This is a genomic window from Roseateles sp. FW305-36, assembly GCF_058787015.1.
This window is the reverse complement of record NZ_JBYSZK010000014.1, coordinates 42,063-65,846: the sequence shown is the minus strand read 5'-3', so window position 1 is coordinate 65,846 and position 23,784 is coordinate 42,063. Positions and strand designations below refer to the sequence as shown.

Below are 23,784 nucleotides of genomic sequence, written 5' to 3'. Positions count from 1 at the left end.
GCTCGATGGAAAGACCCACGAGCGAACAGATCGCGGCATTGCCGCTCTATCCCGCGCTGCCGCCCGACCGCATCCATGTGCTTCGCGACGCGGCCCAGTGCGAGTTCGCCGAAGCCGAACTGCGCCAGGCGGGAGCCGTGGGCTTCGACACCGAGAGCAAGCCCATGTTCGTCGCCGGCGGCGTGCCCACGGGGCCTCACATCGTGCAGTTCGCGACCGCGGGTCATGCCTTCATCCTGCATACGGAGCTGCCCGCGACCGAGGCCTTCCTGCGCGCCATGCTGGAGTCGGAGGCCATCGCCAAGGTGGGTTTCGGCATTGCTTCCGACAAGGCGCCCCTGCACCGCAAGCTGGGCGTGAAGCTGGGTGGTGGCGTGGACGTGTCTTTCATGGTGCGGCGCCTGGGCTTCAAGCAGGCCGTGGGCCTGCGGGCCGCCGTCGCCATCGTGCTCGGGCAGCGCATGCCCAAGTCCAAGAAGGTCACGACGTCCAACTGGGCTGCCCCCAAACTCAGCCCGCAGCAACTGCAGTACGCGGCCAATGATGCGCATGCGTCGCTGCTGGTCTATCTGGCGCTCGAGTCAATCAGCGCTCGGCCCTCAATCTAGGCCGCTCGTGAAGTAGCCTCCGGCCTTGACCGGCCGCATCTGCTCGTCCGACGGATTGACGTAGACACGCTCGAGGCCCGAGACCAGGCAGGAGCCCCGTCGGGGGAAGGTGTCGCAGCATTGCGTGTCGACGACCAGGCGGGTGGCCTTCTGCGGTCGACAAACTTCGGCTGCCGGCTGACGAGAGAACAGCGTGGCTACGGCGCCGCGCTTCCAGTCGCGCCCCGCACCGACGGTGGGAGTGCCGGTCACCTCGTCGAAGAGCACCTGCACCAGCGTGCCGCGGAATTCCGCGGCGGGCGCGTCGAGACGAACATCGGGCTGCCCGTCGTCGAGGTCACTCATCTTCAGGGTGGAGGCTTGTACCGAGAAGGCTCGGCAGGACAGCAGTTTGGCTTTCGCCCATACCGTGGGAATCGCTACCGAGCATTCGGCGCGCGCGCCGAATGTCGTCAGTGCAAAAGCCGCCATCGTGGCGACAGCGACCCTGCGTCGCAGTGTCATCCGATTTCCCCCTTGTGGCGCACGTCATGACTTGCGCACCGGGCAGCGTACCAGCGGAGCAGTGCAAACAAAAAGGGCGCCCACGGCGCCCTTCGTCATTGAAAGCAGGCTTCGCCTCAGGTCTTCACACCCAGCTCGCGCAGCCTCTCGTTCAGGTAGCTGTCGGCCGTGTAGCGGTCGCTCAGCACCACGTTGTCGCGCGGATGCAGGAACAGGGGCAGGGAGACGCGGCTCTTCCTGGCGCCCTCGCCGGTCGGGTTGACGACGCGGTGCTGGGTCGACGGGTAGTAGCCCTCCGAGGCTTCCTGCAGCATGTCGCCGATGTTGATGGTCAGCGTGCCGAAATCGCAGGGCACGTCGTGCCAGGCGTCGTCCTTGCCCAGCACCTGCAGGCCCGGCTCGTTGGCGGCCGGCAGGATGGTCAGCAGGTTGATGTCGCCGTGCGCGGCGGCGCGGATGGAGCCGACCGGCTCGTTGCCCGTCAGCGGCGGGTAGCGCAGCACGCGCAGCAGGGTCTTGGTGCTGCCCTTGATCATGTTGGACAGGGGCTCGCGGTAGCGGGCGGCGATGTCGGGCGGCGTGTACTTCTCGACCCAGCCCAGCAGTTCCTCGGCGAGGGCGTTGGCCTCGCGGTAGTAGGTGAGGGCGTCTTCCTTCAGCTGGGGCGGGATGCGGCCCCAAGGGTAGATGTGGAAGTACTCCTTGATGTCCTTCTGCTTGGAACCCTTCGCAGTTTCGGAAATCTCGGTGGAGAACCAGCCATCCTGGGTCTCCTTGGAGAAGGCGTAGGCGTCCTTGCCGTCGCCGTTGAAGAAGGCCAGCCAGTCGGCATAGATCTTCTCGACCAGGGCCTGGCGGATCGGGTGGTTGGTCAGCACGCCGAAGCCGGTTTCGTGCAGGGAACGGGTGAATTTCTCGGCCGCGTCGGGCGCGCGGTAGTCGACGACCTGGACTTGCATGGGGATTCCTTTTTTGTCCCTCGGCGCAGCCATTCAATCTCGGGGCTGTCGCGGCCGCAAGTTTACGAGTCAGTCAACTTTCTGTGGTCCTGGGCAGTGAACTTTGTCTCACCCCAGCCCCTCTCGGGCAAACCCGAAGTGCTAGAGTTCGGCCCCTGAGACTTTTCGGTCCTTCCCGTCCCTTTTGCTGTTGCCCCTGGCGGCGGCGAAGGTGGGTCGCAATCCGCCAATCGGTCGAGCCGTGTCGCGGAAGGTTCTTCAACCAGCCAACTCCCTGGAAACCGGGGTATGAGGTGAGCGAAAGATGATGCAGCAATACAGGTCCAACTCCTACCTGTTCGGCGGCAATGCGCCGTATGTGGAGGAGATGTACGAGGCCTACCTCGACAACCCCGGTTCCGTCCCCGACAACTGGCGCGCGTACTTCGATGCGCTTCAGCATGTGCCCGCGGTTGACGGCAGCGAAGCCCGCGACGTGGCCCACGCGCCGGTCGTCGAGTCCTTTGCCCAACGCGCCAAGGCCAATGCCTTCGCCAACAAGGCCAGCAGCGCCGACCTTGCCGTCGCCCGCAAGCAGGTCCATGTCCAGTCGCTGATCGCGGCCTATCGCTTCCTCGGCAACCGCTGGGCGGAGCTGGACCCCCTCAAGCGCGCCGAGCGCCCCAAGATTCCCGAACTCGACCCCGCGTTCTACGACCTGACCGAGTCCGACATGGACATCTCGTTCAGCGCCGTGAACAGCTACTTCGGTGGCGAGACCATGACGCTGCGCCAGATCGTGCAGGCCCTGCGCGAAACCTACTGCGGCAGCATCGGCTCCGAATTCATGCACGGCTCCGACCCCGGCGAGAAGCGCTGGTGGCAGGAGCGCCTGGAGAAGGCGCGCGGCAAGCCCAGCTTCACGGCCGAAGAGAAGAAGCACATCCTGGACCGCCTGACCGCGGCCGAAGGCCTGGAGCGCTACCTCCACACCAAGTACGTCGGCCAGAAGCGTTTCTCGCTGGAAGGCGGCGAGAGCTTCATCGCCGCCATGGACGAGCTGATCCAGCGCGGCGGCGAGCGCGGCGTGCAGGAAATCGTCATCGGCATGGCCCACCGCGGCCGCCTCAACGTGCTGGTCAACACCCTGGGCAAGATGCCCAGCGACCTGTTCGCCGAGTTCGAGCACAAGGCGGCGGAAGACCTGCCCGCCGGTGACGTGAAGTACCACCAGGGCTTCAGCTCCGACGTGTCGACCAAGGGTGGCCCGGTCCACCTGTCGCTGGCCTTCAACCCTTCACATCTGGAAATCGTCAACCCGGTCGTCGAAGGCAGCGTGCGCGCTCGCCAGGACCGCCGCGGCGACAGCGTCGGCGCCCAGGTGCTGCCGGTGCTGGTGCACGGTGACGCGGCCTTCGGTGGCCAGGGCGTCGTGCAGGAAACCCTGGCCATGGCCCAGACCCGTGGCTATCGCACGGGCGGCACGGTCCACATCGTCATCAACAACCAGATCGGCTTCACCACCAGCGACCCGCGCGACCTGCGCTCGACCTGGTACTGCTCCGACGTCGTCAAGATGATCGAGGCCCCGGTGCTGCACGTGAACGGCGACGACCCCGAAGCCGTCGTGTGGGCCACGCAGCTGTGCATGGACTACCGCGCCGAGTTCAAGAAGGACGTCGTCCTGGACATCGTCTGCTTCCGCAAGCTGGGCCACAACGAGCAGGACACGCCGGCCCTGACCCAGCCGCTGATGTACAAGAAGATCGCCCAGCATCCCGGCACCCGCAAGGTCTACGGCGACAAGCTGGTCGCCCAGAACGTGCTGCCCGCCGACGGCCCGGACGAAATGGTCAAGACCTATCGTGCCGCCATGGACGAAGGCCGCCACACCGTCGATCCGGTGCTGACCAACTTCAAGAGCAAGTTCGCCACCGACTGGTCGCCCTTCCTGGGCAAGAAGTGGACGGACAACTGCGACACCGCCATTCCCGTCACGGAGTGGAAGCGCCTGGCCGAGAAGCTGACGACCATCCCCAAGGACTTCGCGCCCCACAACCTGGTCGCCAAGCTCTACGCCGACCGCGCGGCGCAAGGCCGCGGTGAGGTCAACGTCGACTGGGGCATGGGCGAGTCCATGGCCTTCGCGTCGCTGGTGGCCTCGGGCTACCCGGTGCGCCTGTCCGGCGAGGACAGCGGCCGCGGCACGTTCACGCACCGCCACGCGGTCATGCACGACCAGAACCGCGCCAACTGGGACGCCGGCACCTACATCCCGCTGCAGAACGTCGCGGACGGCCAGGCCCCCTTCGTCGTCATCGACTCCATCCTGTCGGAAGAGGCGGTGCTGGGCTTCGAATACGGCTATGCCGCCGCCGAACCCAACACGCTGACCATCTGGGAGGCCCAGTTCGGCGACTTCGTCAACGGCGCCCAGGTCGTCATCGACCAGTTCATCGCCTCCGGCGAAGTGAAGTGGGGCCGCTCCAACGGCCTGACCATGATGCTGCCGCACGGCTATGAAGGCCAGGGCCCCGAGCACAGCTCGGCGCGCCTGGAGCGCTTCATGCAGCTGGCCGCGGACAACAACATGCAGATCGTGCAGCCGACCAACGCCGCGCAGATCTTCCACGTGCTGCGTCGCCAGATGCTGCGCATGTTCCGCAAGCCGCTGGTCATCATGACCCCCAAGAGCCTGCTGCGTGCCAAGGACGCGACCTCGCCGCTGACCGACTTCACCAAGGGCGAGTTCAAGACCGTCATCGGTGAGCAGGACGCGACGCTGAACGCCGACAAGGTCAAGCGCGTGGTGGTCTGCTCGGGCAAGGTCTATTACGACCTGGTGCGCACCCGTGCCGAGAAGAAGGCGCACGACGTGGCCGTCGTGCGCGTCGAGCAGCTCTATCCCTTCCCGCACAAGGCCTTCGCGGCCGAGCTCAAGAAGTACCCCAACGCCACCGACATCGTGTGGTGCCAGGATGAGCCGCAGAACCAGGGCGCCTGGTTCTTCGTGCAGCACTATGTGCACGAGAACATGACGGAAGGCCAGAAGCTTGGCTACGCCGGCCGCCCGGCCAGCGCCAGCCCGGCCTGTGGCTATGCCCACCTGCACCAGGAGCAGCAGAAGGCGCTGCTGGATCAGGCCTTCGCCAAGCTCAAGGGCTTCATCCTGACCAAGTAAGACTGCAAGCGCAGCGCCCCTGATTTGGCGCTGCGCTCTTTTGCGCTCGCACCACACACCGAATAAAGAACACGGAGCCTCACATCATGGCCATCGTTGACGTCCAAGTTCCCCAGTTTTCCGAATCCGTTTCCGAGGGCACGCTGCTGACCTGGAAGAAGAAGCCCGGCGAAGCCGTCACCGTCGACGAGACCCTCGTCGAGATCGAGACCGACAAGGTCGTGCTCGAAGTGCCCGCGCCCGCCTCCGGCGTGCTGGCCGAAATCGGCGTCGCCGACGGCAGCACCGTCACCAGCCAGCAGCTGCTCGCCAAGATCGACACCGAAGGCAAGGCCGGCGTCGCGGCGCCCGCCACCACCGCCTCGGTTGCCGCGCCGGCTGCTGCCGCTGCAGCACCCGCCGCCACCACGGGAGGCAACAAGGGCGACGTTGCCATGCCCGCCGCCGCCAAGATCCTGGCCGAGAAGGGCCTGGCCGCCACCGATGTGGCCGGCTCCGGCAAGGATGGCCGCGTGACCAAGGGCGACGCCCTGGCCGCCGGTGCCAAGCCTGCAGCACCGGCCGTGACGCCGATGGCCGTTGCCGCGCCCGCCGCCAAGTTGCTGCCCGCCGTCGCAGCACCCGTGCAGCCCAACCTGGGCGACCGCCCCGAGCAGCGAGTGCCCATGACCCGCCTGCGCGCCCGCATCGCCGAGCGCCTGGTGCAGTCGCAGTCGACCAACGCCATCCTGACCACCTTCAACGAAGTCAACATGGCCCCGGTCATGGAGATGCGCAAGAAGTTCCAGGAGAAGTTCGAGAAGGAACACGGCGTCAAGCTCGGCTTCATGAGCTTCTTCGTCAAGGCGGCCGTCGCGGCGCTGAAGAAGTACCCCATCATCAACGCCTCGGTCGACGGCAATGACATCGTCTACCACGGCTACTTCGACATCGGCATCGCCGTCGGTTCGCCGCGCGGCCTCGTCGTGCCGGTGCTGCGCAATGTCGACCAGATGAGCTTTGCCGACATCGAGAAGAAGATCGCCGAGTTCGGCGCCAAGGCCAAGGAAGGCAAGCTGTCCATCGACGAGCTGACCGGCGGCACCTTCTCCATCTCCAACGGCGGCACCTTCGGCTCCATGCTGTCCACGCCCATCATCAACCCGCCGCAGTCGGCCATCCTGGGCGTGCACGCCACCAAGGACCGCGCCGTCGTGGAGAACGGCCAGGTCGTGGTGCGCCCGATCAACTACCTCGCCATGTCCTATGACCACCGCATCATCGACGGCCGCGAAGCCGTGCTGGGCCTGGTGACCATGAAGGAAGCGCTCGAGGATCCCGCTCGCCTGCTGTTCGACATCTAAGCCAAAGGACAGACGAGCATGACTACCAAGCAATTCGACGTCGTCGTCATCGGCGGCGGCCCCGGCGGCTATATCGCCGCCATCCGCGCGGCCCAGCTGGGCATGAACGTGGCCTGCATCGACGAGTGGAAGAACGACAAGGGCGGCCCGGCCCTGGGCGGCACCTGCACCAACGTCGGCTGCATCCCGTCCAAGGCACTGCTGCAGTCCAGCGAGCATTACGAGCACCTGAACCACCACTTCGCCGACCACGGCATCACGGCGGACAACGTCAAGATCGACGTCGCCAAGATGCTGGCCCGCAAGGACCAGGTCGTGAAGCAGAACAACGACGGCATCGTCTACCTGTTCAAGAAGAACAAGGTGACGTTCTTCCACGGCCGGGGTTCCTTCGTTGCCGCCAAGGATGGCGGTTATGAACTCAAGGCCGGCGAGGAGACCATCGCCGCCAAGCAGGTCATCATTGCCACCGGCTCCAACGCCCGCGCACTGCCAGGCCTGCCCTTCGACGAAGAGAACATCCTCTCCAACGACGGCGCGCTGCGCGTCGGCGCCACGCCCAAGAAGCTGGGCCTGATCGGCGCCGGCGTCATCGGCCTGGAGATGGGTTCGGTGTGGCGCCGCCTGGGTGCTGAAGTGACCGTGCTGGAAGGCCTGCCGGCCTTCCTCGGCGCGGTGGACGAGAGCGTCGCCAAGGAGGCCGCCAAAGTCTTCAAGAAGCAGGGCCTGGACATCCAGCTCGGCGTCAAGGTCGGCGAGGTGAAGAGCTCGAAGAAGGGTGTCAGCGTCGCCTACACCGACGCCAAGGGCGAAGCCAGGACGCTGGAGGTCGACAAGCTCATCGTCTCCATCGGCCGCGTGCCGAACACCATCGGCCTGGGTGCCGATGCCGTTGGCCTGAAGCTCGACGATCGTGGCGCCATCGTCGTCGACGACGACTGCAAGACCAATCTGCCGGGCGTCTGGGCCATTGGCGACGTCGTGCGCGGCCCCATGCTGGCGCACAAGGCCGAGGAGGAGGGCGTGGCTGTGGCCGAGCGCATGGCCGGCCAGCACGGGCATGTCAACTTCAACACCATCCCCTGGGTCATCTACACCAGCCCGGAGATCGCCTGGGTCGGCAAGACCGAGCAGCAGTTGAAGGCCGAAGGTGTGGCCTACAAGGCGGGCCAGTTCCCCTTCCTGGCCAACGGCCGCGCCCGCGCGCTGGGCGACACGACCGGCTTCGTCAAGTTCCTGGCCGATGCCACCACCGACGAGATCCTGGGCGTGCACATCATCGGCCCGTTCGCCTCCGAGCTGATTTCGGAAGCCGTCGTCGCGATGGAATTCAAGGCCTCGGCCGAGGACATCGCGCGCATCTGCCATGCCCACCCGTCGCTGTCCGAGGCGACCAAGGAAGCGGCCCTGGCCGTCGACAAGCGCACGCTGAACTTCTGATCGCGCCAAGCGAAATCAAAAGGGGCGGCCGATCAGTCGCCCCTTTTTTACGATGACCACTGTCACCGAGCTCTACCAGCAGACCCTCGCCGAACGGGGCTTCAAGGCCGACGAGGCGCAGTTGCGCGCCATCCAGGCCCTGCAACGCTGCCAGGACGAGTGGGAGGCCTACAAGGCCCGCCGCAGCAATGCGGTGACCAAGCTGCTGGTGCGCCCGCCCATCCCGCGCGGTGTCTACATGTACGGCGGTGTGGGCCGGGGCAAGAGCTTCCTGATGGACTGCTTCTTCCAGGCCGTGCCGCTGACGCGCAAGACGCGCTTGCACTTCCACGAGTTCATGCGCGAGGTGCACCGCGAGCTGCAGGAGCTCAAGGGCATTGCCGACCCGCTGGAGGAACTGGGCAAGCGCATCGCGCGGCGCTTCCGTCTGATCTGCTTCGACGAATTCCACGTCGCCGACGTGACCGACGCCATGATCCTGCACCGGCTGCTGGACGCGCTGTTCCGCAACCGCGTGTCCATCGTCACGACGTCCAATTTCCACCCGGACGAGCTCTACCCGAACGGCCTGCACCGTGACCGCATCCTGCCGGCCATCGAGCTGCTGAAGGCCAACCTCGAAGTCATCAACGTGGACGCCGGTACCGACTACCGACGCCGGACGCTGGAGGACATGAACCTCTACCTGACCCCGTTGAACGAGGGCAGCGAGGCGGCCCTCACCAAGGCCTTCGAGTCCCTGGCGGAAGCCCAGGACGAGGACCGCAAGCTGATGATCGAGCACCGCGCGATTCTCGCGCGGCGGCGCGCGGGTGGTGTCGTCTGGTTCGATTTCGCAACCCTTTGTGGCGGCCCGCGCTCGCAGAACGACTACCTGGAACTGGCCAGCCAGTTCCACACCGTCATCCTGTCCGAGGTGCCCGAGATGCCGGTCCGCCTGGCCAGCGAGGCGCGTCGTTTCACTTGGCTGGTGGACGTGCTCTACGACCGCCGCGTCAAGCTCATCATCTCGGCCGCCGTGGCGGCGGAACAGCTTTACACGGAGGGCCCGCTGGCCCACGAATTCCCACGCACCGTGTCACGGTTGCAGGAGATGAGATCGGCGGAGTACCTCGCGCTCGCCCGCCGCGAGGTCGATACTTCGCTGACATGAGCCTGCGTCCCCTGATCCTTGCATTCGCCGCGTCGGCCGCCGTGGCCCAGCCGGCCACGCGCAGCGAAGTCGCCGCCCAGCGTGCCGCCATCGAGCAGCGCTTCGAGCGCGAGAGGCTGGAGTGCGAGCAGCACTTCTCGGTGTCTTCCTGCCAGGACGACGTGCGCCGCCGCCGCCACGACGCGTTGGCGCCGCTGGTCAAGCGTGAGCATGAATTGGCGGCCGAAGAGCGGCGCGAGCGTTCGGCGGCGCAGACCCAAAGGGTGAAGGAGCGTGAGCTGGGTGCAGCCCAGGACGAGGGGCAGAAGCGCGAGCGCCTGCTGACGGCAGCGCCCCCCGCACCGGCCGCGTCCGCGGCGGCCCGCACGCCCAAGGCCCTCAGCCCCGAAGCCGCCGAGCGGATCCGCCTGAAGGCCACGCAGAAGGCCGATACCGAAGCGGCCCGACGTCGCGAGCAGGCCGAGGCACGCCAGCAGCGCCAGCATCAGCTGGTGGTCGAGCACGAGGCCAAGTTGAAGAGCCGCACCAAGCCGGCGGCGCCGCCGCTGCCTCTGCCCAAGGCGTCGGCGGCGTCTTCGAACTAATCGAGGTTTTCGAGCTTGACGATGGCGATCGACAGGTTGTCGCCACCGCCACGCGCACGCTGGCGCGCCTTGCTGACCAGCAGCTCAGCCGCTTCGCGCGGCGGCAGGCTGTAGAGCACGCTGCCCAGCTCCTGGGCGGTGAAGTAGTGCCAGAGGCCGTCGCTGCAGCACATCAGCGTGTCGCCGACCTCCAGGCCTTCGAAGCGTTCCGACGTCGAGGTCGGGTCCTGCACGGTGCCCAGGCAGGCGGTCAGCAGATTGCTCTGCGGATGCGAGCTGGCTTCGGCCTCGGTCAGCTGGCCCTCGTCGACGAGGCGCTGCACATAGGAGTGATCCATGGAGCGCTTGACGAGGCGGGCGCCACGGAACCAGTAGATGCGCGAGTCGCCGGAATGGATCCAATGCGCGCAGCGGTCGCTGGTGATGACAAAACCGGCAATCGTGCTGTGCGGCTCCTCCTCGGCGGAGATGGCCGTCAGCTTGATCATCAGATGGGCTTCGGATGCGATCTGGCTGAGCAGCTCGGCCGGCAGTTCGTCCTCCGGCGAGTAGCGCTCGAAGAGCTGGTGCGCCGTCAGGATGACCTGGTCGGCCGCCTTGCGTCCGCCGCTCTTGCCGCCCATGCCGTCGGCCACGATGCCCATCACGCAGCCGGCCACGCGCGGGTGGGCGATGACGGCCACCTGGTCCTGCTGGTAGGCGCGGTCCCCGCGATGGGTGCCGGTGGCGGCGGTGAGTCGGAATCCGACGGCGGTGGGTGAGGACATGTCGAAAACTATACTGGGCAGCGCGCTTATAGCTCCGCCGCCCCCTGTTCCGGAAACCCTAGGATGGATGAACAACTTCACTCGTTGCCGCGGCGGCTGATCGAGTTGCGCATCGAGCATGCCGACCTCGACGCCATGATCGACCGCCTGGTCGAGCAGTCGCCCGTGGACGAATTGGCGCTGCAACGCCTGAAAAAGCGCCGTCTCGCCCTGCGCGACATGATTGCCCGGCTGGAAGCCACCAACGAACCCGATGACCTCGCCTGACCTCGACGATTGGCTGGACCAACTCGATCAGGCCACCCCTCCCGCACCGCCCGCCGCCGACGAACTCGAACAGGCCGTCCTGGCCGCCTTCGACGTCGACGGCCCGCTGGCGCGCCTGGACCCCGGTTACAAGCCGCGCGAGCCGCAGCTTGAGATGACCCGGGCCGTGTCCCGGGCCCTGAGCCGCCGCCAGGCCCTGGTCGTCGAGGCCGGCACGGGCGTCGGCAAGACCTTCGCCTATCTGGTGCCCGCCCTGCTGGCCGGCAGCCGGGCCCTGATCAGCACGGCCACCAAGAGCCTGCAGGACCAGCTCTTCATGCGCGACCTGCCGCGGCTGACGAAGGCGCTGAACACGCCGGTGCGCCTGGCCTTGCTGAAGGGGCGCGGCAGCTATCTCTGCCTGCACCGCATGAAGGAGGCGCGCGTTTCCGGCGAATTCCCGGACCGCCGCACGGCCCTGTCCCTGGCCCGTATCGAGCGCTGGGCCCTGGGCACGACGACGGGCGATTTCGCCGAGATCGATGGCCTGGACGAGCGCTCGCCCATCATTCCCATCGTCAGCTCCAGCCGCGAGAACTGCCTGGGCCAGGAATGCCCCGACTGGAAGGCCTGCTACGTCGTCAAGGCGCGCCGCGAGGCCATGGAGGCCGACGTCGTCGTCGTCAACCACCACCTGTTCTTCGCCGACATGACGCTGCGCGACACCGGCGTGGCCGAGTTGCTGCCCAGCGTCGAGATCGCCATCTTCGACGAGGCCCACCAGCTCGCCGAGGCCGGCGTGCAATTCCTCGGCACCCTGCTGGGCACGGCCTCGCTGATCGACTTCGCCCGCGACACCCTGGCCCAGGGCCTGGCCCATGCGCGCGGCGTGCACGACTGGCAGGCCCTGCATGCGGGCGTCGAGAAGGCGGCGCGTGAGCTGCGCCTGGCGGCCGCCGGGCCGCTGGCCACGGCCGGCCGCGAGCTGCGCGGCACGCTGAAGCTGGGCTGGAAGGAGAGGGCGAACCAGCCCGGCTTCGCCGCGGCCCTGGGGGGCGTCGAAACGGCCGTCTCGGCGGCTTTGGAGTCCCTGACCGCCGTGCGCGAGGCCTCGCCCGACTTTGCACGTCTTTGCGAACGCGCCCTGGAGCTGCGCGAGCTGGCCAAGGCTTTTGCCGCCGACCCCGACCCGGGCGATGTGCGCTGGATCGACATCAGCCCGCATTCGGCCCGCCTGGTCGAGTCGCCGCTGGACATCCGCGACGCCATGCAGCAGCAGCTGTCAGGTCCTCCCAAGGCCTGGGTGTTCACGTCGGCCACGCTGGGGGATGACGAGGGCCTGACCTGGTTCACCGAGCCGGCGGGTCTGACGGATGCCGAGGTGCTGCGTGTCGGCAGCCCCTTCGACTATCCGGCCCATGCGCGCCTGTACGTGCCGCGCGGCTTTCCCAAGCCCAGCGAACCCAGCCATCCGCCCAGCGTTGCGCTGCTGGCTTCACGGTTGGCCCAGGCCCTGGGCGGCCGGACCTTTGTGCTGACGACGACGCTGCGCAATCTGCAGACCGTGGCCGATGGCTTGCGCGAGCGCTTCGAGGAAGCGGGTGCCGCCATCGCCGTGCTGCAGCAGGGCGCCATGCCCAAGCGCATGCTCTTGCAGCGCTTTCTGGAGAACCCGGCGGCCGTGCTGGTCGGGTCGGCCAGCTTCTGGGAGGGCATCGACGTGCCGGGCGACGCGCTGCAATGCGTCGTCATCGACAAGCTGCCTTTTCCGCCACCCAACGACCCGCTGGTCGAGGCGCGCGTGCAGCGCCTGGAAGCCCAGGGCAGGAATGCCTTCTCCGAGTATTTCGTCGCCGAAGCGGCCATTGCGCTGAAGCAGGGTGCTGGTCGCCTGATCCGCACCGAGACCGATCGCGGCCTGCTGGTGGTGTGCGACCCGCGCATGGCCGGCATGAACTACGGCCGCCGCCTGCGCGCGGCGCTGCCGCCGATGACGCCGGTGGCCAATGAGGCCGAGGCGATCGAGTGGTTGCAGCTGCTCAATGAAGAACGGGCCTGACGGCCCGTTTGGTGTTTGGTTTTCGGGCCGAGCGCTGGGCCGCTCCCGAGCCGGCCCGCCTGGCGATGTGCTTGGGGCTCAATGTCACAAGCATCGCCGTCCCCTCGGGGGACCGACTGGACTTGCCCGCGTTCAGCGGCGCAAGGCCAGGCGAGGGGTCACCACAACTGCCACCAGGGCTTCTTGCGCTTGCCGCCGTTGCTGGCGTACTGGCTGTCGGGGAAGTTCTTGTCCAGCACGCGGCGGGCGTCGTCGCGCAGCTGGGTCAGGCCGAGCTTGTCATAGCTCTCGCCCATGATGAACAAGCCTTCCTCGATGCCGGGGGCGTACTGGAACTCCGCCACCGCGGCCTGGGCGCGGTTGGCCGCCGCCACATAGGCCTTGCGGTTGAAGTAGTAGCGCGCCACATGGATCTCGTAGGCGGCCAGCGTGTTGGTGATGAAGTTGATGCGAGTCTGCCCCTCGGCCGCGTACTTGGACTCGGGGAACTGCTCGACGAGCTGGCGGAAGGCCAGCAGGGCCTCGCGCGAGGCCTGCTGGTCACGCTCGGCAACGTCCTGGTTGGCCAGGCGGCCGAACAGGCCCAGGTCTTCGTTGAAGTTGACGACGCCCTTCATGTAGAGGGCGTAGTCCATCGCGGGGCTGGAGGGGTTGAGCTTGATGAAGCGGTCCAGCGTCGAGATCGCCTGGGCGCGCTCGGCCGTGCGGTAGTAGGCCCAGGCCAGGTCCAGCGTCGCCTGCTGGCCCATGGTGGTGCCGGCGGCGCGCCCCTCGATCTTCTCCAGGGACTTGATGGCGCGGTCATAACTGCCCGCGTTCAGGTCGTCCTTGGCGTCTGCATACAATTTGTCCAGTGCCGCCTGGGAGTTTGGATCCTCCTTGGCCGTGGAGCCGCAGCCGCTCAGGCCCAGCGCAAGGGCCATCAGCACAGCGCCGGCGACGATGCGGCCGGCCTTGAATTTCTCAACAAACATGTCTGAAGTCGACGGCGGTGCTGCCGGCTGGTCACGGGGAACAATGGACGCGGAGTATAGGGTGGGGGGTCAGGAAGACTTCGAACAGGATGCCGAAGACGATGGCGGCGCCGAAAGGCGCGCGGCCGAAGTCGATGCGGCGGGCCATGGCGAGCGCCTGGATCGCTGGCTGACGGGCATCGCGCCGGAGTTCTCGCGCAACCATCTGCAGTCCCTCATCGAACGCGGTTGCGTGACGCTGGACGGCAAGGTGCTGAGCAAGGCCGCGCACAAGTTGCGCGCCGGCCAGCACGTCGAGGTCGAGCTGCAGCCGACCGACGAGAGCCGGGCCTTCCGCGCCGAGGCCATGGCGCTGGACTTCATCTACGAGGACGAGCACCTGGCCGTCGTCAACAAGCCTGCCGGCCTGGTGGTGCATCCGGCCGCGGGCAACTGGTCGGGCACGCTGATGAATGGCCTGCTGGCCCATCACGCGCCGGCTGCCGGCCTGCCGCGCGGCGGCATCGTGCATCGCCTGGACAAGGACACCAGCGGCGTGATGGTGGTCGGCAAGACGCTGGAGGCCGTCACGGCCCTGAGTCGCGTCATCGGCGCCCGTGAGGTGCACCGCGAATACCTGGCCCTGGCCTGGGGGCGCATCGAGGAGGCCTTCACCGTCGACCAGGCCATGCGCCGCGACCCGGTGTCGCGCGTCAAGATGGCCATCGCTCCCGCCAACCTCGGCAAGCCGGCCCGCACCGACTTCTTCCCGCTCGGCGTGGGCGAGGTGAATGGCCGCCCGGTCAGTGCCGTGCATTGCGTGCTGCACACGGGGCGCACCCACCAGATCCGCGTGCACCTGACGCACTGCGGCCACCCCATGCTGGCCGACACCCTGTACGGCGGCACGCCGGCCCTGGGCCTGACGCGCCAGGCCCTGCACGCGGCGCGCCTGTCCTTCACCCATCCGATCACGGGCGAGGCCCTGGTGCTGACCGCGCCGCTGCCCGCGGACATGGCCGCTGCCTGGGCCGAAATCGGCGCCGCGGACCTGCCCGCCTGACGCGGCTACAATGCACCTCGGTTGTCGTGGCAGCCAGCGCGCCAAAATAGGCGCGACCCGCGCGGTTTGCAGTCCATCCGCCCGCCGGTCAACCACCCCGATCGCGTCCCGCTGGAAGGCTTGAGCCCCACCGTGACGCCCGGACAGACCCCGTCCGCTTCGCCTGATGAACGCTGTGAGCGCCCAGGCCCGGACGGATTGCCAGACTTGGCTTGATGAGGGCGCATTTGCGTTCATGAACACCCAGGATGCCAAGCGCGTCCTCGAGACCGCGCTGATCTGTGCCTCGCAGCCGCTGACGCTGCGCGAGATGCGCAGCCTGTTCGCCGACGAGCTCGGCGCCGATACCGTTCGCAGCCTGCTCGACGAGCTCAGCCGCGACTGGGAAGGCAAGGGCGTCGAGCTGACGGCGCTGGCCTCGGGCTGGCGCTTCCAGAGCCGCCCCGAGCTGCGCGAATACCTCGACCGTCTGCATCCCGAGAAGCCGCCGCGCTATTCCCGCGCGGTGCTCGAGACGCTGGCCATCATTGCCTACCGCCAGCCGGTCACGCGTGGCGACATCGAGGACATCCGCGGTGTCGTCGTCGCCAGCCAGATCGTCAAGCAGCTTGAAGACCGCGGCTGGATCGAGGCCATCGGCCACCGCGAAACGCCCGGCCGCCCGGCCTTGTACGCGACGACCAAGAACTTCCTCGACGACCTCGGCCTGGCCAGTCTGGAACAGCTGCCGGCCCTCGAAGTCGGCAGCGAGCCGCCGGCCTTCGAGGCCCTGCAAGGCCAGTTGCTGGACGCCGCCGACGAGGCGCCACCCGAACAGCCGGTTGCTGAAGAAGCTGCGGTCGCTGAAGAAGCCGCCGCCGAAGCGCCCGCGCCGTCGCTGAGCCTGTTCGGCGACGACGGCACGCCGGCCCTCCCCAATCCCGATCCCGACGATCCGCCCCCCCAAACCCAGCCCGAATCCGCATGAACGACGCTGCCGATCAAGACAAGTCCCTGCCTCCCGCCGCCGACGCCGAAGCGCCCGCCGCGCCCAAGCGCCGCCGCACGACGGCCAAGCCGGCTGCCGAGGCTGCTGCGCCCGAAGCCGCGCCCGAGGCCGCCGAGGCGCCCGCTGCGCCCAAGCGCACCCGTCGCAAGGCGGCTGATGCCGCCGTTGCCGTGACGGACGACGCTGCGCCGGCCGCCGAAGCCGCCGCACCGGCCGAGGAAGCCCCGGCACCGGCCCGCAAGCGCGCGCCGCGCAAGACGGCTGCGGCCGCGGAAGAGGCGGCGCCGGTCGCTGCCGCTGAAGCACCGGCCCCGGTCGAGGCCCCGGCTGCTGCGCCCGTCTTCTCGCTGGCCACCGAGGCATCTGCCGCTTCGGCCCCGCGCGACGGCGATGCGGACGAGGATGGGGATGACGAAGGCGAGGGTGGCGAAGACGGCGAGCGGGGCGGCCGCGGTCGCAACCGCCGGCGCAACCGCAAGGAGCGCGCTGAGCGCCAGGCCGCTGCGCAAGCCGCGGGTGGCAGCGGCGGTAGTGATCTGCCCGCTCCGGCCCTGGCGCCGGAACTCGTCGAGGCCGCGGGGGCGCGCTTCGCCGATGTGCTGTCGGGCAATCTGGATGCGGAATCGGAAGGTCCCGTCGGCGAGCTGCCGCAACTGCGGCCCGAGCCCGAGGAAACGGCCGAGGAGGGCGGCGAGGGCGAAAACAAGCGCGTGCTGGCGCCGGATGCCGACGCCCCCAAGCTGCAGAAGGTGCTGGCCCAGGCCGGCATCGGCTCGCGCCGCGACATCGAGGACTGGATCGCCGAGGGCAAGATCGAGGTGAACGGCGAAGTGGCCCATGTCGGCCAGCGCATCTCCTTCGGTGACCGCGTGCGCGTCAACGGCAAGGAGGTGCGCGTGCGCATCTCGCCGCCGAATCCGCGCATCCTGGCCTATCACAAGCCCACGGGCGAGGTCTCGACCTTCAACGACCCCGAGGGCCGCCCGACGGTCTTCCGCACCCTGCCGCGCGTGCAGGGCCAGAAGTGGCAGTCCGTCGGCCGCCTGGACATCAACACCGAAGGCCTGCTGCTGTTCACCAACTCCGGTGAACTGGCCAACCAGCTGATGCACCCGCGCTTCGGCGTGGAGCGCGAGTACGCGGCCCGCGTGCTGGGTGCGCTGACCGACGAGCAGCGCGCCAAGCTGCTGGAAGGCGTCAATGTCGATGGCCAGACGGCAGCTTTCATGAACATCGAGGACGGCGGCGGCGAAGGCGCCAACCGCTGGTACCGCGTCACCATCACCGAAGGCCGCAACCGCGAGGTGCGCAAGCTCTTCGAGGCCGTCGGCATGGTTGTCAGCCGCCTGATCCGCATCCGCTACGGCACCGTCGTGCTGCCGCGTGGCCTCAAGCGCGGTGTCTGGGTCGAACTGGGTGACGACGACGTGCGCGTCATCCGCCGCCTGGCGGGCCACACGTCCCACAGCGGCCAGGGTCAGCAGCAGCCAGGCCATGGCCAGGGTCAGCAGGGCAAGGGGCAGCAGCAGCAGGGCGGCAAGAACGACCGCAACAAGCGCCGCAACGATGACCGCCATGCCGGCGTCGGCCCGCGCCCGAGCCGTCCGCCGGAGCCGCAGCAGCCGCGCCCGCCCCGCGAGGAGCGTGTGCAGCGCCGGGACGACGACGACGAGGACGACGGCTTCATCCCCCATCACATCAACCCGCTGGAGCAGACCTTCGACCGCCGTCACGCGACCAGCGGCAAGCGCGGCCTGCCCCAGGGCTTTGGCGCCGGTGGCAGCCAGCAGCACGACAGGCCTGCCAAGGGCGGCGGCAACAAGGGCAACGGCCCGCGTGAACCCGACCCGATGCAGACCTCGATGGGATATATCGGCGGCGACGCCTATCTGCGCCGCGGCGGCGGCGGTGGCCGCGGCGGCAAGGGTGGCGGCGGTGGTGGTGGCGGCCGTTCCGGCGGCGGATTTGGCGGCCGGCATCGCTGAGCGTGGGGATTGACCCATTAGGGTCATCCCTGCCCGCTACAATCACAGGCTTTGTCCAATACGCCCCATCAGGAGAACCCCATGGCGATCGAAACCACCCTGTCCATCATCAAGCCCGATGCCGTGGCAAAGAACGTCATCGGCCAGATCTACGCCCGCTTCGAAGGCGCCGGCCTGAAGGTCGTGGCCGCCAAGATGGTGCATCTGTCGCGCGTCGAAGCCGAGCAGTTCTACGCCGTCCACAAGGCCCGCCCCTTCTTCAACGACCTGGTCAACTTCATGATCAGCGGCCCGGTGATGATCCAGGCCCTGCAAGGCGAAGGCGCCATCCTGAAGAACCGTGACCTGATGGGCGCCACCGATCCCAAGAAGGCCGAGAAGGGCACCATCCGCGCCGACTTCGCCGACAGCATCGACGCCAATGCCGTGCACGGCTCCGACGCTGCCGAAACGGCCGCCGTCGAAGTCGCCTTCTTCTTCCCCGGCATGAACGTCTACTCGGGTCGCTGATCCCCCAACGGGGTCGGTGACCCCGGCCCAGAAAGTTCGTATGGACGCGGTCAACCTGCTCGGTTTCGATCTGCCAGGCCTGGCCGCCTACTGCGAGCAACTGGGCGAAAAGAAGTTCCGTGCGACCCAGCTGTTCCGCTGGGTCCACCAGAAGGGCGCGACGGACTTCGACCAGATGTCCGACCTCGCCAAGTCGCTGCGCGAGAAGCTCGCCGGCCGTGCGGTCATCCGCGGCCTGGACGTCATCTCCGAGCATGTCTCGGCCGATGGCACCATCAAATGGCTGTTCGACGTCGGCGCCGGCAATGCCGTCGAGGCGGTCTTCATTCCTGAGGACGACCGCGGCACCCTGTGCATCTCCAGCCAGGCCGGCTGCGCCGTCGGCTGCCGCTTCTGCTCGACCGGCCACCAGGGCTTCAGCCGCAACCTGACGACGGCCGAGATCACGGCCCAGCTCTGGTTTGCCGAGCACAGCCTGCGCAAGCGCCAGAACACCGACGAACGCATCATCTCGAACGTCGTGATGATGGGCATGGGCGAGCCGCTGCAGAACTACGACCAGCTGGTGCCGGCCCTCAAGACCATGCTGGACGACCATGGCTATGGCCTCTCCCGCCGCCGCGTGACGGTGTCGACCTCGGGCGTCGTGCCCATGATCGACCGCCTGCGCGAGGACTGCCCCGTCGCCCTGGCCGTCAGTTTGCACGCACCGACCGACCCGCTGCGCGACCAGCTCGTGCCGCTGAACAAGAAATACCCCATCGCTGAGCTGCTGGCTGCCTGCAACCGCTACCTCGAGAAGGCGCCGCGCGACTTCATCACCTTCGAGTACTGCATGCTGCAGGAAGTGAACGACTCGCCCGAGCAGGCCCAGGAACTGGTGCGTCTGCTCAAGGGCAGGGTCAGCTGCAAGATCAACCTGATCCCCTTCAATCCCTTCCCGGCGTCCGGCCTGACGCGCAGCACCAATGCGCGCGTGCAGGCCTTTGCCGAGGTGCTGATCCAGGCCGGTATCGTCACGACCGTGCGCAAGACGCGCGGCGACGACATCGACGCTGCCTGCGGTCAGTTGGCCGGTGAGGTGCAGGACCGCACCCGCGCGCATATCCGCATGGTCAGGGCACCCGTCACGGTGGCCAAATCCACTTGATGCACTCGGTGCCTACCTTCGAGGATTTGATGAAGCGACTGCTGATCGTTCTGACCGCCACCCTCCTGGCCGCCTGCGCGGGCACCACTGCCCCCCCCGTCGACCGCGAGATCAAGACCGATTCCGACCAGACCGACATGGACCGCCGTGCCGGCATCCGGCTGGAGCTGGCCCAGGGCTATTTCTCGCGCGGCCAGTTCAACACGGCGCTGGACGAGCTCAAGCTGGCCCTGCAGGCCAAGCCCGACATGCGCGAGGCCGTCAATCTGCGCGGCCTGATCTACGGGGCCATGGGCGAGCACCAGCTGGCCGAGGAAGCCTTCCGCCGCGCCCTGGTCGTCTACCCCAACGATCCCGACACCCTGCACAACTATGGCTGGTTCATGTGCCAGCAGCAGCGCTGGCCCACGGCGGACTCGCTGTTCGACCAGGCGCTGGCCGTCTCCACCTACCGCGCGCCGGCCCGCACCCTGCTCGCCAAGGGCGTCTGCGAGGCGCGCTCGGGTCGCATGCTGGTGGCCGAGAAGACGCTGACGCGCGCCTTCGAGCTGGACCCGGCCAACCCGGCCATCGCGGTCAACCTGTCCGAGGTGCTGTTCCGCAACCGGGAGCTGGAGCGGGCCCGCTTCTACGTGAAGCGCGTCAACGACCAGCCCGAGCAGCTCAATGCGCAGAGCCTGTGGCTGCAGCTGCGCATCGAGCGCAAGCTGGGCAGGCCCGTCGACGACCTGGCGATGCAGATGCGCCGCAAGTTCCCGCAGGCACCGGAGACCCAGTCCCTGGACGCTGGCCGTTACGACGAATAAGCCGACGACGGCCCACAACAAGAACGAGACGATGCAACCCATCTCCGAGGGATCCCCCAGCCAGGCCGCCACCGCCGGCGCCTGGCTCAGGAATGTGCGCCAGCAGCGCGGCCTGCACATCGCCGCCCTGGCCGTCATGCTGAAGGTGCCCCAGGCCAAGCTCGAGGCCCTGGAGGCCGACCGCTTCGACGAACTGCCCGACGCCACCTTTGCCCGCGCCCTGGCCACCGCCATGTGCCGGGCCCTCAAGGTCGACCCGGCGCCGGTGCTGGCCATGCTGCCGCGCACCCGCGACCGCGAGTTCGACGTGCGCCCCGGGCTCAACCAGCCCTTCCGCGAGCGCGGTGCCGGTCCCATCGACGGTGGCGTTCTGGCCCTGGTGGCCAGGCCGGTGGTCTGGGCACCGGTGCTGCTGCTGGCTGCCGCCGCGGCCGTCTACTGGATTCCGGCCGGCTGGCTGGAGCGTTCGGCTGCCGCGCCGGCCGCGTCCGGCGTCATCGCCGCCGCCAGTGCGCCTGTCGCCGAGTTCGTGCCGGCGCCGGCAGCGTCGGAGCCCGTCGTGTCCACGCCGGCCCCCGTCGTGCAGGAGCCGGTGGCGTCCGCGCCGCTGCAGGTGCGCGATGTCGCCCCGCCGCCGGCCGCCGTGCCGGCCTCGGCGCCGGCAGTGAAGACGACGGTTGCCGCCACGACGAGCGCCAGCGCGCTGCGCGTGACGGCCACGGCCGACACCTGGATCGAGGTGGCCGATGCCAAGGGCCAGGTGCTGCTGTCGCGCGTGCTGCGTGCCGGCGAGCAGCAGGAATACAGCGGCGCGTCGCCCTACAAGGTGCGCGTCGGCAACGTGCGCGGCACGCAGGTCGAATGGCGCGGTGCCGCCGTCGACCTGACCGCGCGCGGCAAGGACAACGTCGCTCGACTGGAGTTGAATTGATGAGCGAATGGATCATTCCCGAGGCCGCTCCCGCAGCGCGCAAGAGCCGCCAGGCCCGCGTCGTCTGGGGCAATCGTGTCGTGACGGTCGGTGGTGACGCGCCGGTGCGCGTGCAGTCCATGACCAACACCGACACGGTGGACGCCATCGGCACCGCCATCCAGGTCAAGGAACTGGCCATTGCTGGCTCGGAGATGGTGCGCATCACCGTCAACACGCCCGAGGCCGCCGAGCAGGTGCCCTATATCCGCGAGCAGCTGGACCGTATGGGCATCGACGTGCCCCTGGTGGGTGACTTCCACTACAACGGTCACCGCCTGCTGACCGACTACCCGGCCATGGCCCAGGCTCTGTCCAAGTACCGCATCAACCCCGGCAATGTCGGCAAGGGCGAGAAGAAGGACAAGCAGTTCGCGCAAATGATCGAGGCGGCGATGAAGTACGACAAGGTCGTGCGCATCGGCGTCAACTGGGGCAGCCTCGACCAGGAACTGCTCGCCCAGTTCATGGACGAGAACGCCCGCCGCGCCCAGCCCTGGGACGCCAAGCCGGTCATGTACCAGGCCCTGGTCGAATCGGCGCTGACGTCGGCCACCTATGCCCGCGAGCTGGGCTTCAACCCCGACAACATCATCATCAGCTGCAAGGTCAGCGGCGTGCAGGACCTGATCTCGGTCTACCGCGAGCTGGCGCGCCGCTGCGACTACGCCCTGCACCTGGGCCTGACCGAGGCCGGCATGGGCACCAAGGGCACGGTGGCCTCGTCGGTGGCCCTGGGCATCCTGGCCCAGGAAGGCATCGGCGACACCATCCGCGTCAGCCTCACGCCCCAGCCGGGCGAGTCGCGCACCCAGGAAGTCGTCGTCGCGCTGGAGATCCTGCAGGCCCTGGGCCTGCGCCACTTCAACCCCAGCGTGACGGCCTGCCCGGGCTGCGGTCGCACCACCAGCACCACCTTCCAGGAACTGGCCAAGCAGATCGACGACTTCCTGCGCCTGCAGATGCCGGTCTGGCGCAACAAATATCCCGGCGTCGAGGAGATGAAGGTGGCCGTCATGGGCTGCATCGTCAACGGCCCCGGCGAGAGCAAGCATGCCGACATCGGCATCAGCCTGCCCGGCACCGGCGAGGCGCCGGCGGCGCCTGTCTTCATCGACGGCGAGAAGGCCGTGACCCTGCGCGGCGACAACATCGCCCAGGAGTTCCACGCCCTGGTCGAGAACTACATCGAGAAGCGCTTCGGCGCCACCGCGACCGCATGAGCGAAAACAAGAAGGTCCAGCCGCTTCAAGCGGTGAAGGGCATGAACGACATCCTGCCGCCGGAATCGGCGCGCTGGGAGTCGCTGGAAGCCACCATGCGCAGCGTGCTGGCCCGCTATGGCTACAGCAATGTGCGCGTGCCCATCGTCGAGCCCACGGCCCTGTTCGTGCGCGGCATCGGCGAGGTGACCGACATCGTCGAGAAGGAGATGTACGCCTTCGAGGACCGTGCCGACAAGCATGGCCAGGCCGAGCACTTGGCGCTGCGCCCCGAAGGCACGGCGGGCGTGGTGCGCGCCATGATCGAGCACAGCTATCTGCGCGACAGCCCGCGCCGCCTCTACTACGTCGGCGCCATGTTCCGCCGCGAGAAGCCGCAGAAGGGCCGCTACCGCCAGTTCCACCAGATGGGCATCGAGGCCCTGGGCTTCGCCGGCCCCGACGTGGACGCCGAAGTCATCCTGCTGGCCCGCACGCTGTGGCGTGAGCTGGGCCTGAAGGAGGGCGAGGACGTCACGCTGGAGATCAACTGCCTGGGCCAGCCTGACGAGCGTGCCGCGCATCGTGCGGCACTTATCGCCTACCTCGAGCAGCACCAGGATGTGCTGGACGAGGAAGCCAAGCGCCGCATGTACGCCAATCCGCTGCGCGTGCTGGACACCAAGAACCCGGCCATGCAGGCCATGGCCGAGGGTGCGCCCAAGCTGCTGGACTTCCTGGGCGAAGCCTCGCTCACCCACTTCAACGGCGTGAAGGCGCTGCTGGACGCCGTGGGCCTGGCCTATCGCATCAACCCGCGCCTGGTGCGCGGCCTCGACTACTACAACCTGACCGTGTTCGAGTGGGTGACCGACAAGCTCGGCGCCCAGGGCACGGTCTGCGCCGGCGGCCGCTACGACGGCCTGGTCGAGCAGCTGGGCGGCAAGCCCACGCCGGCCGTGGGCTTCGGCATGGGCCTGGAGCGCCTTCTGCTGCTGCTGGAGACGCTGAACCTGCAGCAGCCCGTTGCCGCGCCTGACGTCTATGCCGTCGTGCCCGAGCCGGGCGACTTGCCGCGCATCCTGCCCGCGCTGGAAGCCCTGCGCGCGGCCGGCGTGGCCGTGCAGATGCATGCCGGCGGCGGCTCGTTCAAGTCGCAGTTCAAGAAAGCCGACGCCTCCGGCGCCCGCTTCGCCCTGGTCTTCGGCGCCGACGAACTCGCCCGGGGCGAGGTCAGCCTCAAGCCCCTGCGCGAAGGCGGTGAACAGGTCAGCCGGCCGCTTGCCGACGTGGCTTCCTGGGCCGCCGACCTCCTCCCCGCATAATCCCGGGCC

General features: G+C 68.1%; 21 protein-coding genes. 17 read left to right on the top strand and 4 right to left on the bottom strand.

The features are described from left to right. The first annotated feature begins 5 nt into the window (after nt 1-5). Nucleotides 6-608, top strand: coding sequence for a 3'-5' exonuclease (locus tag AC3WOE_RS22780; protein ID WP_492693679.1), 603 nt, complete (start codon nt 6-8; stop codon nt 606-608). On the opposite strand, the gene AC3WOE_RS22775 is transcribed toward AC3WOE_RS22780, so the two are convergent. Both AC3WOE_RS22775 and AC3WOE_RS22770 read right to left on the bottom strand, forming a co-directional pair. Beyond that, entirely contained in the window at nt 600-1,112 is a 513-nt protein-coding gene (locus tag AC3WOE_RS22775; protein ID WP_492693678.1) for a hypothetical protein, read from the bottom strand. The two genes, AC3WOE_RS22780 and AC3WOE_RS22775, sit on opposite strands and share 9 nt — an antisense overlap. A 116-nt stretch (nt 1,113-1,228) precedes the next feature. Continuing rightward, a complete protein-coding gene (locus AC3WOE_RS22770; RefSeq protein ID WP_492693677.1) occupies nt 1,229-2,071 on the bottom strand; it encodes an isopenicillin N synthase family dioxygenase in 843 nt (280 codons plus the stop codon). Between the two features lie 304 nt (nt 2,072-2,375). Here AC3WOE_RS22770 and AC3WOE_RS22765 point away from each other — a divergent pair, with 304 nt between their 5' ends. From AC3WOE_RS22765 to AC3WOE_RS22745, 5 genes are all read left to right on the top strand, one after another. After that, nucleotides 2,376-5,231 carry a 2-oxoglutarate dehydrogenase E1 component gene (locus AC3WOE_RS22765; protein ID WP_492693676.1) on the top strand — a complete coding sequence of 952 codons (2,856 nt, stop codon included), beginning with the start codon at nt 2,376-2,378 and terminating at the stop codon, nt 5,229-5,231. A gap of 86 nt (nt 5,232-5,317) precedes the next feature. Continuing rightward, nucleotides 5,318-6,574, top strand: coding sequence for a 2-oxoglutarate dehydrogenase complex dihydrolipoyllysine-residue succinyltransferase (gene odhB / locus AC3WOE_RS22760; protein WP_492693675.1), 1,257 nt, complete (start codon nt 5,318-5,320; stop codon nt 6,572-6,574). Nucleotides 6,575-6,592: 18 nt separating this feature from the next. Continuing rightward, nucleotides 6,593-8,014, top strand: coding sequence for a dihydrolipoyl dehydrogenase (gene lpdA, locus AC3WOE_RS22755; protein ID WP_492693674.1), 1,422 nt, complete (start codon nt 6,593-6,595; stop codon nt 8,012-8,014). A 52-nt stretch (nt 8,015-8,066) separates the two neighbouring features. After that, complete coding sequence (gene zapE / locus AC3WOE_RS22750; protein WP_492693673.1) at nt 8,067-9,167, top strand: cell division protein ZapE; 1,101 nt, start codon at nt 8,067-8,069, stop codon at nt 9,165-9,167. Then, the gene (locus AC3WOE_RS22745) at nt 9,164-9,751 is read left to right on the top strand and encodes a hypothetical protein (RefSeq protein WP_492693672.1); all 588 of its coding nucleotides are present in this window, start codon (nt 9,164-9,166) and stop codon (nt 9,749-9,751) included. Before zapE ends, AC3WOE_RS22745 begins: the two co-directional genes overlap by 4 nt. Here the strand turns inward: AC3WOE_RS22745 and AC3WOE_RS22740 are convergent. After that, nucleotides 9,748-10,518 carry a PP2C family protein-serine/threonine phosphatase gene (locus AC3WOE_RS22740; RefSeq protein WP_492693671.1) on the bottom strand — a complete coding sequence of 257 codons (771 nt, stop codon included), beginning with the start codon at nt 10,516-10,518 and terminating at the stop codon, nt 9,748-9,750. The genes AC3WOE_RS22745 and AC3WOE_RS22740 overlap by 4 nt on opposite strands. A gap of 63 nt (nt 10,519-10,581) precedes the next feature. Here AC3WOE_RS22740 and AC3WOE_RS22735 point away from each other — a divergent pair, with 63 nt between their 5' ends. Together AC3WOE_RS22735 and yoaA are read left to right on the top strand one after the other, a co-directional pair. Next, nucleotides 10,582-10,785 (top strand): YdcH family protein, encoded by a 204-nt coding sequence (locus AC3WOE_RS22735; RefSeq protein WP_492693670.1) that lies wholly within the window; start codon nt 10,582-10,584, stop codon nt 10,783-10,785. Then, nucleotides 10,772-12,823: a DNA repair helicase YoaA gene (yoaA, locus tag AC3WOE_RS22730; RefSeq protein WP_492693669.1), complete on the top strand. Its 2,052-nt coding sequence runs from the start codon at nt 10,772-10,774 to the stop codon at nt 12,821-12,823. Before AC3WOE_RS22735 ends, yoaA begins: the two co-directional genes overlap by 14 nt. Nucleotides 12,824-12,981: 158 nt before the next feature. On the opposite strand, the gene AC3WOE_RS22725 is transcribed toward yoaA, so the two are convergent. Continuing rightward, a complete protein-coding gene (locus AC3WOE_RS22725; RefSeq protein WP_492693668.1) occupies nt 12,982-13,797 on the bottom strand; it encodes an outer membrane protein assembly factor BamD in 816 nt (271 codons plus the stop codon). A gap of 43 nt (nt 13,798-13,840) precedes the next feature. Between AC3WOE_RS22725 and AC3WOE_RS22720 the strand changes: the two genes are divergently transcribed. From AC3WOE_RS22720 to hisS, 9 genes are all read left to right on the top strand, one after another. After that, nucleotides 13,841-14,839 (top strand): RluA family pseudouridine synthase, encoded by a 999-nt coding sequence (locus tag AC3WOE_RS22720; RefSeq protein ID WP_492693782.1) that lies wholly within the window; start codon nt 13,841-13,843, stop codon nt 14,837-14,839. 235 nt (nt 14,840-15,074) lie between these two features. After that, complete coding sequence (scpB, locus tag AC3WOE_RS22715; protein WP_492693667.1) at nt 15,075-15,806, top strand: SMC-Scp complex subunit ScpB; 732 nt, start codon at nt 15,075-15,077, stop codon at nt 15,804-15,806. Next, nucleotides 15,803-17,812: a pseudouridine synthase gene (locus AC3WOE_RS22710; protein ID WP_492693666.1), complete on the top strand. Its 2,010-nt coding sequence runs from the start codon at nt 15,803-15,805 to the stop codon at nt 17,810-17,812. The genes scpB and AC3WOE_RS22710 overlap by 4 nt, the downstream gene beginning before the upstream one ends. A gap of 81 nt (nt 17,813-17,893) precedes the next feature. Continuing rightward, nucleotides 17,894-18,322 carry a nucleoside-diphosphate kinase gene (ndk, locus tag AC3WOE_RS22705; RefSeq protein WP_119045420.1) on the top strand — a complete coding sequence of 143 codons (429 nt, stop codon included), beginning with the start codon at nt 17,894-17,896 and terminating at the stop codon, nt 18,320-18,322. A gap of 40 nt (nt 18,323-18,362) precedes the next feature. Further along, a complete protein-coding gene (gene rlmN / locus AC3WOE_RS22700) occupies nt 18,363-19,472 on the top strand; it encodes a dual-specificity RNA methyltransferase RlmN (RefSeq protein WP_492693665.1) in 1,110 nt (369 codons plus the stop codon). A 29-nt stretch (nt 19,473-19,501) separates the two neighbouring features. Then, nucleotides 19,502-20,278, top strand: coding sequence for a type IV pilus biogenesis/stability protein PilW (gene pilW, locus AC3WOE_RS22695; protein ID WP_492693664.1), 777 nt, complete (start codon nt 19,502-19,504; stop codon nt 20,276-20,278). A 31-nt stretch (nt 20,279-20,309) separates the two neighbouring features. Then, nucleotides 20,310-21,209: a helix-turn-helix domain-containing protein gene (locus tag AC3WOE_RS22690; protein WP_492693663.1), complete on the top strand. Its 900-nt coding sequence runs from the start codon at nt 20,310-20,312 to the stop codon at nt 21,207-21,209. Beyond that, nucleotides 21,209-22,471, top strand: coding sequence for a flavodoxin-dependent (E)-4-hydroxy-3-methylbut-2-enyl-diphosphate synthase (ispG, locus tag AC3WOE_RS22685; RefSeq protein WP_492693662.1), 1,263 nt, complete (start codon nt 21,209-21,211; stop codon nt 22,469-22,471). The genes AC3WOE_RS22690 and ispG overlap by 1 nt, the downstream gene beginning before the upstream one ends. After that, entirely contained in the window at nt 22,468-23,775 is a 1,308-nt protein-coding gene (gene hisS, locus AC3WOE_RS22680; protein ID WP_492693661.1) for a histidine--tRNA ligase, read from the top strand. The genes ispG and hisS overlap by 4 nt, the downstream gene beginning before the upstream one ends. The last annotated feature ends 9 nt before the right edge of the window (nt 23,776-23,784 follow it).